The organism is Mesorhizobium sp. W067, from assembly GCF_054719525.1.
Map to the genome: position 1 here is coordinate 3,921,125 of NZ_JBTTII010000001.1, position 10,823 is coordinate 3,931,947.

Sequence of the window (10,823 nt, forward strand, 5' to 3'; positions counted from 1 at the left end):
TTAGGCTCCCTGCGTACGGCGGTTTGCGAGGTACAGGTAGAGGTTGGTGAGAACGATCACCATGAACAGCATCAGATAGGAGATCGACGCGCCCTCACTCGTCTTGTTCTGCTCGTTGGCGATGCGGATCAAGTGATAGGAGATCGTCAGCGTGTCGTTGCCGCCCTTGGTGAGGAGGATGACGAGATCCGCCAGCTTGAATGCCTCGATGGTGCGGAAGAGAAGGGCCAACATCAGAAGGCCGCGGATGTAGGGGAAGGTGATCATCCAGAATTGCCGCCAGCTGGAAATACGGTCGATGGCAGCGGCCTCGTAAAGGTATTTCGGCACCGAGACGAGGCCCGCCAGCACAAGGAGCATGACGAAGGGCGACCACATCCATGCGTCGGCGAAAACGATTCCCGCCACGGCACCGACTTTGTTGCTCATCAGGATGAACTGGTTGCCGGAGATGGAATTGATGACGTAGCTGAGAATCCCGAATGTCGGGTCATAGTAGTAGGTGAAGAACACGCCAGAGGCGACAACCGAAAGCATCATCGGTGTCAGCACCAGGATCAACAAATACTTGCGCAGCGGAAATTGCTTGGCGAACAGGATGGCCAGCAGAAAGCCGACGATCATCTGCGCGGAGACGGTGAACACGACGAACATGGCGGTATTGATCAGCGCGCCCCAAGTCGCGTGAGCAGCGAGATCGTTGGTAAGGATCCGGATGTAGTTCCCGAGTCCGACGAAGCGGATCGTCTGCTGGTTTGCCTGGTAGGCGAAGAACGAAAGGCCCAGCGACCACAGCAGGGGGAAGATATTCATCACAAACAGAACGGCGATTGCCGGAGCGACCAGCAAGGCGCCGAAGTAGTGGCGGCGATACGCGTTGACGGTAAATGCGGCCGCGACCAACGCCACCGCGGCGCCCACCACCCAGAAGGAGACAGCCGCAGGCAAGCCCGCCATTGATATGGCCGACACGACGACAGCGACAGCGATGGCGAGTTTCCAGTTGTGGGCAACAACCGCGGTAAGGCGTGGTGTCAGCAGCGTGCTTGAAACAGCGGTCATGGGAGTCCGAAATATGGAGCGCTTGAAGTGGCAATGACGGGGAGCGGCTTTTGCCCGCTCCCCGCAGCTATGTCGGAAGGTTACTGGATAAGACCATCGTTCTTCAGGAGGTCCTCCTGGAACTTGGCGATGTTATCCAAGGTGGTCTTGGCGTCCTGCTTGCCAGTGATGGCTAGGTCGTACTGGTCCTGCTGCTGGGTGAGCAGTTCGAAGAACTGCGGCACGTGCCACATGTCCTTCTGCCAGTCGAGCGAGTTCGCCCAGGCGCGGTCCCACGGACGATAGGTCACATACTTCGGATCGCTGTAGACCGACTTGATCGCGGACTGGCCGCCGCCGGCGGCGAACTGGTGCTGGATATCAGGCGAGAGCCACCACTTCACGAAGCCAACCGCTTCCTTGATTTGCTCAGGCGTCGTCCAGGTGGTGAGAACGAAAGGCTGTCCGCCGATCTGTGACGTACGATTCACCTTGCCGTCGGCACCGCGCAGGCCTGGCGCCAATCCGAACACCAGCTTGTCGGCAACCTTCGACGTCTTGGGATCGAGCGAGGCTTCGGCGAGACCGATCCAGTCGATGTTCATGGCCACCTTGCCTTCACGGAACAACTGGTCCGAGACGAAGATGTCCATGGTGCCGGTCTTGACCACCGGCGGCATGAACTTCAGCAATTTGAGGAAATGCTCCATGCCCTCGATGGACTTCGGGGAGTTTACGACGCCTTCGGCATGTCCGGTCGGGGCCTTGGTTTCATCCCAGATGCCGCCGCCATGCTCCCAGACGAACGTGTGGACCGAGCTCGTCGAGAAGTCGTAGCCTTTGCCTGCCTGATAGGCGATGCCATAGAAATCGTCATCCAGCACCTGGCCGGCGAGCTTGTCGCCCTTCTTGCGCTGGAAGAATTCGCCAACATGCTCGAACGTGTTCCAGTCCATGGCGTCGATTTCTTCGCCGGTGCAGGGCAGCTTCTCATTGTACTTCGCCTTGTAGGCGGCCTGCTCGTCGTTGTTGCAGAGCACGTCCTTGCGGCCGTAGGTGACCAGCACGTCCGGGAACTGCGGGAAGCCGTAGTAGTTCGGCGTGCTGTTGGGATAGGTCGAGTAGGCGTTGAGCACGGCGGGATGCATCGACTCCATCGTCGCCTTGAGTTCCGGGTCGGCATCGATGAGATCGTTGATCTTGCGGAAGTAGCCGCCTTCGACGAAGGCGCCCAGCCACTGCGAGTCCGACACGATGAAGTTGTACTTCTTTTCGCCCGAGGTCAACGAGGCGTTGACGCGGGTGTAGAAATCCGGCCACGGAATGAAGTCCACATCGAGCTTCACAGTATTGCCAGACTTCGGCTTGTACTGCTCGTCGAAGAACTTCTTCATAATGCGGGTCGGGGGCCAATCCGGCACCGCCATCGTCAACGTCACTTCTTCGGCAGAGGCATAGGTCACGCCTCCCACCAGTAGTGTGGCAGCGAAGCTTGCGGCTGTCGCTAGCCCTTTCAGTTTGGTCATCGCCGTCATTCGCGTTTCCTCCCTTGGTTAACCGGATTGCTTCTCGCCGTTCGAGTCAGGTCATTGCCTGGCCGCTCGCGGCGCGGAAGACGTGGATTTTCCTGTTATCGATGGCGATCGATGCCGAATCGCCGGTCCTGATGCTGGCGGCGATCGCTTCCGGCAGCACCATGCGCAACATCTCGCCGCCGGCCTCGACCGAGACGATCGTTATGTCGCCGAGCGGTTCGACCAGATGCACCTTCGAGGCAACCCCGGCTTCGCCCTTGGCGGCGAGCCGAATGTCGCTCGGGCGAATGCCGATCAGCGCGGCCTCGTTGGCATCGGCAGTCTTTGGCGCCGTCGCCGGAACCAGAGTCCCGAGCGGCGTGTCGAAAGATCTGGTGTCGGCGCGCACCGAGGCCGTGAACAGATTCATGTGCGGCGAGCCGATCTTGCTGGCGACATAGGTATTGATCGGCTGCTCGTAAAGCTCGTCTGGCGTGCCGATCTGGACGATGCCCCCATCGCGCATGACGGCGATCGTCTCGCCCATCGAGAGAGCCTCGAGCTCGTCGGGCGTGGCATAGATCACGGTCATGCCGAACTGGCGGTGCAGCCGCTTCAGCTCGGCGCGCGTCTCGTGCCGAAGCTTGGCGTCGAGATTGGTGAGCGGCTCATCGAGCAGAAGAATCTTTGGCCGGCGGATCAGGGAGCGGCCGAGCGCGACGCGCTGCTGCTCTCCGCCGGACAGGGTTGCCGGCTTGGCCTTCAGGCGGTGTGTCAGCTTCAGGATCTCGGCGGTCTCTTTCACCCGCTTGTCAATCTCGGCGCGCGCGGCTTTCTCCTCGCGCAGCGGGTAGGCGAGATTGTCATAGACCGTGAGGTGGGGGTAAAGCGCGAAAGACTGGAAGACCATCGAAATGCCTCGGCCGGCGATCGGCGCATGGGCCATGTCGCGGCCGCCGATCTCAAGCGTGCCGGAGTCGGCCTGGACGAGGCCGGCGATAGTGCGCAGCGTCGTCGTCTTGCCAACGGAGCTCGGCCCGAAGAGTACGAAGAAGCGGCCTTCGTCGACGGCGAAGCTCAGGTCGTTGATGGCGCGCACGGATCCATAGGCCTTGCTGAGCCCATCGAGGCGCAGCGCAATCCCCTTGCCGTCACTGGCGCGAGGCGACGTCTGCGTCACGATGCGCCACCTCGTGCGGACGGAACACGCGCCATCCGTATGATTCTCCTCGCCCTGCCGAAATGGACTGCGGCTGTCATTCTCGATCCGCCTTTTCTTTCCTGATCTGGTATTACCAATTTTGGATAGCCGTCAAGCTCTTTCTTGGATCACCACCGGACCTTGTATAACCGGATTTTTCATGTATCCGACTGTTTTCCCTGAATTTTCCTACTCGTTCATATAGGAGAGCCTTGTTTCGGCACTGCCATCCCGGTTAACATCAATAGTGGACATCCAAATCTGGTCGAACCAGATTGGCGCTATTTCGCCAATGCCGCTGTCGGGGCCGCATCGATTTCAGCCGTTGATTCCGCCACCGCGGCGCGCACAAGGGCGCCCGCCGCCCATTGCGCGACCGACCGCATGCCGCGGCTATCGAGCCCCCATATATCCTTCAGCACGATCAGCACTTCGACGCCGAACATCATCGACAGCGCCTGCGCCAGGCGCTTGAACTCGCGCGGCGGCAGCCGGCCCTTGAGCGGTGCGATGGCATCCTTCAGCAGCTGGACGCGATGTCCGCGCGTGAATTGCGGCTCGCCGCCCAGCGTGCCCGCCTGCCGCTGCGCCCATTGGTCGAGCGACAGTTTCAGCGCTGCCTTGAAAGTTGCCTCGAAAGCTTCGATGCGCGGCATGGCGGTATCGAACAATTCGGCAACGCGGCGCCCGGCATCGGTGGACGTCGATTGCCAGGTCAGGATCGGCCCAAGCCCCTCGTCGACCACCGCCTGCACCAGGGCTGCCTGGCTGGGGAAATAGCGATAGGCGGTGGCGCGCGACACTTGCGCCGCCTCCGCGACTTCGCTGACCGACGGGGTGACGCCCGCCTGCATCAGCCGCGTCGCCGTCTTCAGCATCAGCCGTTTTGTGCGGGCCCGTGGGCCGCGTTCTGCAGCCTCGTTGGCGTCGTCGTTCCCAGCGGCTTGTTGACGTGAGACTTCCATGTCAATACGATACGCGCGTCTCAAAAAATTGCAATGACCTTTGCCTACCGAAAGGCCGGCAAAGGGCGACAGGCGACCCGGCGCCGGTCGGCCGGTGACGGGAGAAACGCGATGAAGCGCATCTACGTGGTGGGCACAGCCGACACCAAGGGCGAGGAACTTGCCTTCCTGGCCGATGCTATTGCCGCCACCGGCAGTTCGGTTGCCCGTGTCGACATCGGAACGCGCGGCGCCACCGTGCCGGTCGATATCCCGGCCAGCGAGGTCGCGGCGCATCATCCGGATGGAGCCAGTGGCGTGCTCGGCATCGATGATCGCGGCACGGCAGTGGCCGGCATGGGCGCCGCCTTCACCAGTTTCATTCAGTCGCGCGACGACATATCAGGCGTGATCGGCATTGGCGGCGGCGGCGGCACGTCGATCATCACTGCCGGCATGCGCGCGCTGCCGCTTGGGCTGCCCAAGATCATGGTCTCGACGCTCGCCTCCGGCGACACCGCGCCCTATGTCGACGTCTCCGACATCATCATGATGCCATCGGTCACCGATATGGCGGGACTGAACCGGCTCTCCCGCACGGTGCTACACAACGCGGCGCAAGCGATCGCCGGCATGGCCACAAAGCCGGCGCCGACTGCCACCGGCAAGCCGGCACTCGGGCTCACCATGTTCGGCGTCACCACGCCTTGCGTGACCGCCATCGCGGATCAGTTGCGCGCCAACTATGACTGCATGGTTTTCCACGCCACCGGCACCGGCGGCCGCTCGATGGAGAAGCTCGCGGACTCGGGCCTGCTCGCCGGCGTCATCGACATCACCACGACGGAAGTCTGCGACCTGCTGCTCGGCGGCGTGCTGCCTGCGACGGAGGACCGCTTCGGCGCCATCGCCCGCACCAAGCTGCCCTATGTAGGCTCGGTCGGCGCGCTGGACATGGTCAATTTCTGGGCGCCGCCGACCATTCCCGAGAAGTTTAGGGGCCGGCTGTTCTACGAGCACAATCCCAACGTCACACTGATGCGCACCACGGTGGATGAATGCCGCGGTATAGGCGAGTGGATCGGCACCAGGCTCGCTCGCTGCGAGGGCCCTGTGCATTTCCTGATCCCCGAAAAAGGCGTCTCGGCACTCGACATCGAGGGCGGCGCCTTCTTCGACCCCGAAGCCGACGCCGTGCTGTTCGATGCCGTCGAGCGCACCATCAAGCCGAACGCCGCGCGCCGGGTCTCACGCCTGCCGTTGCACATCAACGATCCGGAATTTGCCAAAGCCGCAACCGCGGCCTTCCTCGACATCGCCAGATAGTGAGAGTCAACAAATGCCCGCAATACCGCGCAAGGACATATTGAAGAAGTTCAAGGCGATGATCACCGACGGCGTGCCCATCGTCGGCGGCGGCGCCGGCACCGGCTTGTCGGCGAAGGCCGAGGAAGCCGGCGGCATCGACCTCATCATCATCTACAATTCCGGCCGCTACCGCATGGCCGGGCGCGGCTCGGCTGCCGGCCTGCTCGCCTATGGCAACGCCAACGAGATCGTCAAGGAAATGGCCTACGAGGTGCTGCCGGTGGTCAAAAAGACGCCGGTGCTGGCCGGTGTCAACGGCACCGATCCCTTCGTCATCATGCCGCTGCTGCTTGCCGAGCTGAAGACGATGGGCTTTTCCGGCGTGCAGAATTTCCCGACCATCGGCCTGTTCGATGGCAGCATGCGCCAGAGTTTTGAGGAAACCGGCATGGGCTTCGGGCTGGAGGTCGACATGATCGCCGAGGCGCACAAGCTCGATCTTCTGACCACGCCCTATGTCTTCAACCCCGACGAGGCGCGCGCCATGACAAAAGCCGGCGCCGACATCGTCGTTGCCCATATGGGGGTGACGACCGGCGGCTCGATCGGAGCCACGTCGGCCAAGTCGCTCGACGACTGCGTGGTCGAGATCGACGCCATCGCCAACGCGGCGCGCTCGGTGCGCAAGGATGTCATCCTGCTTTGCCATGGCGGGCCGATCTCGATGCCGGATGATGCCCGCTACATCCTCGACCGCTGCAAGGGCCTGCACGGCTTTTATGGCGCGAGTTCGATGGAACGGCTGCCGGCTGAAGCCGCGATCGCCAGGCAGACGGCGGATTTCAAGGCCGTCACGCCGCACGACCAGAAGAAAAAGAAGGGATGAGATCATGACCGACAAGAGCAAGGTGTTCGTATACCCGAAGGACGTGAGCGCCTTCGGCTTTGACTGGGGCAAGCTGTCGCTGACGGTGGCGCCTGAAGTGAATGGCGCTGAGCGCTTTTCCGGCGGTGTCGTCGACCTGCCCTCAGGCAAGGGCCATACGCGCCACAACCATCCCGGCGCGGAAGAGATCATCTTCGTCATCTCAGGCAATGGCGAGCAGATGGTCGAGGACGAGGAGGGCAATCCGGTCGTCGCCAAGGTCGGCCCCGGCTGCACCATCTATGTGCCGGAAAGCCGTTTCCATTCGACACTGAACACGGGCGATGGGCCGATGCAGCTCTTCGTCGTCTATTCGCCGGCCGGACCCGAACTGGTGCTGCGGGAGTTGCCGGATTTCAGGTTGATCCCGGCGGGGAAGTAATCGCGAAAGGCCCCCTTCATCCGGCCGCTTCGCGGCCACTTTCTCCCCGAGGGGGAGAAGAGGCAGAAGCCAGCGCCGGCGCAAACTCCTCTCCCCTCGGGGAGAGGTCGGATAGCCCCGAATTGCCCTTCGCAATTCGGATGGCAATCCGGGTGAGGGGGTAGCGCCGAGCTAGGCTATCCCACCTCTATTCCACCCCCGTGCCCGATCCCCAAACATCACATACCCCGCATCCGTCACCGCCAGCGTATCCTCCAGCTTGATGAACCCCCGCGTCGGGTGAAGCATGGTCGTCTCCACCGACAGCACCATGTTCGTCTCCAGCGGCTTGGCCGAATAAGTGCCTTCATAGGTGACCGGGTGGTTGGTCATCAGGAACGGCGCTTCATGGGTGATCAGGCCCATGCCATGGGCGAAGAAATCCGTATAGGGCGCGACCTTCGACGCCTTCAGCACGCCCTCCGCGTGCGAAATCATATCGCCGCCGATGGTGCCTGCCCTCACCTTCGAGAACGCCGCCTGCTGCACCGTCTCGACCTCGGCCAACAGATCTTCCAGCTCGGCATCCGGTTCGCCCAGAATGCCCATGCGGCAGAGATCGCCGATATAGCCGTGATAATTGCCGCCGGAATCGATCGACAGCACCTCGCCCTTTTTCCAAGCCTGCGGTGACGCCGCACGGTTGTGGCTGGAGCCCAGCGTCAGCAGGCAATATTCGAAATGCGCGCCGCGATTGGTCTCCTCGCGCCTGAGCTGCTCGATCATCTCGGCCTTGGTCGTGCCTTCGCGCGCCCACTGGATAGTCGCCAACATGGAATCGGTGATCAACTCGGAGGCGATGCGCAGCTTCTCCAGCTCGGCGTCTGTCTTGATGGCGCGCATGCGCTCCAGCATGTCGGTCGCGTCGATCAGCTTCGCGTCCGGCAACGCCTTGCGGATCAGCGCATAGGCATCGGACGGCAGGAAGGCCGGCTCGATGCCGATGCGGGCGCCTGCCTTGCCGATCTTGCTGACATGCTCGACCGCAAGATTGGCGGCGTCGAGCGTACCCCAGCAGGCGGCATGCAGCGTCGGCGTCCAGAACGGGTTGTTCTGGTGCTCGGCGCCTTCCATGCGGTTGCCGATATAGGCGGCATGATCCGGCCCGCCCTTCTCATAGACGACGACAGGCAGATAGCGGCTGTGGCCAATCGCATCCATGGCGGCGAAGAAGATGAATTTGTAGCCACCGAGCAGATATTGCGTGTTGTGCCTGGACGTCGCCAGCAGCACATCGATGCCGGCTTCCTCCATCAGCCGGTCGACCCTTGCCTGGTCGAACGGGATATTGCTGACGGCATTCTTGCCCGGGGCAATGTTCATTGTTCTCTCCCTGATTTCCGTGGGATCGCCGGCCGCGCTGCGCCCGATTCCCTTGGCTGTCGTCAAATCTGCATCATTGTCCACTCTGGTCCAGCCAGAAATAGGGTCAAATTGCTTCAGCGGGCGGTCGCCAAGTCGTCTTTGCTGAATATCAAGGCAATCTGGTCCTACCAGAATATCAGAATAAAAGGGCCACCTCTAAACTGGTCCAGCGGACGAAAATTTCAAAGCCAAGCAAGGATGCGCCAATTCCGTCTCTGGCGAAACCCTTGGCAAGGGCCATAATCGCCGCGAGGATGCTGGCGGGTGCCGCCAGCTTCGAGGGGTGCGCCCATCTGGTCGCGGAGAGGACGGAGTTCGGTCATGTCAGATATTTCCAGACGCACGCTGCTTGGCGGCTCAGCTTTGCTGCTGGCCTCCACCGCCATGCCCACATTCAGCTGGGCGCAGACGCCGAAGAAGGGCGGCCGCCTCGTGCTTGCCGCCGATTCCGAGCCGCGCAACCTCAATCCGGCCATCGTCGCCTCCAACGGCGTCTTCTTCATCTCCAGCAAGATCGTCGAAACGCTGGCCGAAGCCTCGTTCGAAGGCAAGGACGGACTGGAACCCCGCCTTGCGCTCTCCTGGGAAGGTGCTGCCGATGGGCTGTCGGTGACCTTCAAACTGCGCGAGGGCGTCAAATGGCATGACGGCGAGCCGTTCACCTCGGCCGACGTCGCCTTCTCGGCGCTGCAGATCTGGAAACCGCTGCAAAATCTCGGCCGCACCGTGTTCAAGGATCTGGCCAGCGTCGACACCCCTGACGATCTGACCGCCGTCTTCAAATTCGCCAAGCCAACGCCGTTCCAGCTGATCCGCAACGCGCTGCCGGCGCTGTCAAGCGTGGTTCCGAAGCACATCTACGAGGTCGGCAAGATCGAGGAAAACCCGGCCAACAATGCACCCATCGGCACCGGGCCGTTCAAGTTCGGCGAATACAAGGCCGGCCAGTATTACAAGCTGACCAGGAATGCGGATTACTGGGCCAAGGACGAGCCGTATCTCGACGAGATCATCTACCAGGTGCTACCCGACCGCACGTCGGCTGCAGCGGCGCTCGAGGCCGAAGAGATCCAGCTCGCCGCCTTCTCCGCCGTGCCGCTGGCCGACCTCGACCGCATCTCCAAGGTGCCGGGCCTGAAGGTGATCTCCAAGGGCTATGAGGGGCTGACCTATCAGCTCGTCGTCGAGATCAACCATCGCCGCAAGGAACTGGCCGACGTGAAGGTCCGCCAGGCGATCGCGCATGCCATCGACAAGGACTTCGTCGTCAAGACGGTGTTCCTCGGCTATGCCGCCACCGCCACCGGCCCGGTGCCGAAGAACGATCCGCAATTCTACACTGCCGACGTGCCGATCTATCCATTCGACGTCGCCAAGGCCAACGCCTTGCTCGACGACGCGGGGTACAAGCGCGCCGATGACGGCAAGCGTTTTGCGCTGAAACTCCTGCCGGCACCCTATTTCAACGAGACCAAGCAGTTCGGCGACTATCTGCGCCAGGCGCTGGCGGCAATCGGCATCGACGCCGTGATCGTCAACAACGACTCGGCCGCGCACATCAAGGCCGTCTACACCGACCACGCCTTCGACCTCGCCGTCGGCCCGCCGGTGTTCCGCGGCGACCCGGCGATCTCGACCACCATCCTGGTGCAGAGCGGCATTCCCGACGGCGTGCCGTTCTCCAACCAGGGCGGCTACAAGAACGCCGCGCTCGACGCGCTGATCGCCAAGGCTTCGGAGACGCTGGATACGTCAGCGCGCACCGACCTCTACAAGGAATTCCAGAAACAGGTCGCGGCGGACCTGCCGCTGATCAACGTCGCCGAATGGAGCTTCATCAGCGTCGCGCGGGAGACGGTGGGGAACATCGCTAACAACCCGCGCTGGGCGGTGTCGAACTGGGCGGACACATATCTGGCTGGCTAGCGATCAGCCCGGCATGCTTGCGCATCGGTTGGACGAATGCTCATCATCAGGGATGAGAGTTCCTTCACGCCTCTGTTCTGTCCTGCCGGATAGCGCCAACCTTCACCCTCCCCCTTGTGGGGAGGGTCGGCGAGCGGTTGCTGCGCAGCGGCAGCCGCTCGACGGGGTGGGGGTAGCG

The 10,823-nt window shown here is 62.2% G+C and carries 9 protein-coding genes; 4 read left to right on the forward strand and 5 right to left on the reverse strand.

Annotated elements, in window-relative coordinates; all coding sequences use genetic code 11:
- From ACYG97_RS19095 to ACYG97_RS19110, 4 genes are all read right to left on the reverse strand, one after another.
- On the reverse strand, positions 1 to 1,062 hold the full coding sequence (locus ACYG97_RS19095; protein ID WP_023835039.1) for a carbohydrate ABC transporter permease: 1,062 nt from the start codon (positions 1,060 to 1,062) through the stop codon (positions 1 to 3).
- 80 nt (positions 1,063 to 1,142) lie between these two features.
- On the reverse strand, positions 1,143 to 2,576 hold the full coding sequence (locus tag ACYG97_RS19100; protein WP_023728574.1) for an ABC transporter substrate-binding protein: 1,434 nt from the start codon (positions 2,574 to 2,576) through the stop codon (positions 1,143 to 1,145).
- A gap of 46 nt (positions 2,577 to 2,622) precedes the next feature.
- Entirely contained in the window at positions 2,623 to 3,735 is a 1,113-nt protein-coding gene (locus ACYG97_RS19105) for an ABC transporter ATP-binding protein (RefSeq protein ID WP_031237758.1), read from the reverse strand.
- A 302-nt stretch (positions 3,736 to 4,037) separates the two neighbouring features.
- Complete coding sequence (locus tag ACYG97_RS19110) at positions 4,038 to 4,721, reverse strand: TetR/AcrR family transcriptional regulator (protein WP_023704248.1); 684 nt, start codon at positions 4,719 to 4,721, stop codon at positions 4,038 to 4,040.
- Positions 4,722 to 4,832: 111 nt separating this feature from the next.
- On the opposite strand from ACYG97_RS19110, the gene ACYG97_RS19115 reads away from it, so the two are divergent.
- Genes ACYG97_RS19115 through ACYG97_RS19125 form a run of 3 tightly spaced genes read left to right on the forward strand, consistent with a single transcriptional unit; the run spans position 4,833 to position 7,315 of the window.
- Positions 4,833 to 6,026 carry a Tm-1-like ATP-binding domain-containing protein gene (locus ACYG97_RS19115; protein ID WP_023728576.1) on the forward strand — a complete coding sequence of 398 codons (1,194 nt, stop codon included), beginning with the start codon at positions 4,833 to 4,835 and terminating at the stop codon, positions 6,024 to 6,026.
- 13 nt (positions 6,027 to 6,039) lie between these two features.
- Positions 6,040 to 6,894, forward strand: coding sequence for a phosphoenolpyruvate hydrolase family protein (locus tag ACYG97_RS19120; protein ID WP_023733631.1), 855 nt, complete (start codon positions 6,040 to 6,042; stop codon positions 6,892 to 6,894).
- A 4-nt stretch (positions 6,895 to 6,898) separates the two neighbouring features.
- Complete coding sequence (locus ACYG97_RS19125) at positions 6,899 to 7,315, forward strand: cupin domain-containing protein (protein ID WP_023669853.1); 417 nt, start codon at positions 6,899 to 6,901, stop codon at positions 7,313 to 7,315.
- Positions 7,316 to 7,486: 171 nt separating this feature from the next.
- Here the strand turns inward: ACYG97_RS19125 and ACYG97_RS19130 are convergent, their stop codons facing one another.
- Positions 7,487 to 8,677 (reverse strand): M24 family metallopeptidase, encoded by a 1,191-nt coding sequence (locus tag ACYG97_RS19130; RefSeq protein WP_023733632.1) that lies wholly within the window; start codon positions 8,675 to 8,677, stop codon positions 7,487 to 7,489.
- 363 nt (positions 8,678 to 9,040) lie between these two features.
- Here ACYG97_RS19130 and ACYG97_RS19135 point away from each other — a divergent pair, with 363 nt between their 5' ends.
- Positions 9,041 to 10,645 carry an ABC transporter substrate-binding protein gene (locus tag ACYG97_RS19135; RefSeq protein ID WP_023733633.1) on the forward strand — a complete coding sequence of 535 codons (1,605 nt, stop codon included), beginning with the start codon at positions 9,041 to 9,043 and terminating at the stop codon, positions 10,643 to 10,645.
- Positions 10,646 to 10,823 lie beyond the last annotated feature (178 nt).

Coding starts and splice junctions, on each gene's coding strand:
- ACYG97_RS19095 (WP_023835039.1), bottom strand. CDS start 1,062: ATGACCGCTGTTTCAAGCACGCTGCTGACACCACGCCTTACCGCGGTT.
- ACYG97_RS19100 (WP_023728574.1), bottom strand. CDS start 2,576: ATGACGGCGATGACCAAACTGAAAGGGCTAGCGACAGCCGCAAGCTTC.
- ACYG97_RS19110 (WP_023704248.1), bottom strand. CDS start 4,721: ATGGAAGTCTCACGTCAACAAGCCGCTGGGAACGACGACGCCAACGAG.
- ACYG97_RS19115 (WP_023728576.1), top strand. CDS start 4,833: ATGAAGCGCATCTACGTGGTGGGCACAGCCGACACCAAGGGCGAGGAA.
- ACYG97_RS19120 (WP_023733631.1), top strand. CDS start 6,040: ATGCCCGCAATACCGCGCAAGGACATATTGAAGAAGTTCAAGGCGATG.
- ACYG97_RS19125 (WP_023669853.1), top strand. CDS start 6,899: ATGACCGACAAGAGCAAGGTGTTCGTATACCCGAAGGACGTGAGCGCC.
- ACYG97_RS19130 (WP_023733632.1), bottom strand. CDS start 8,677: ATGAACATTGCCCCGGGCAAGAATGCCGTCAGCAATATCCCGTTCGAC.
- ACYG97_RS19135 (WP_023733633.1), top strand. CDS start 9,041: ATGTCAGATATTTCCAGACGCACGCTGCTTGGCGGCTCAGCTTTGCTG.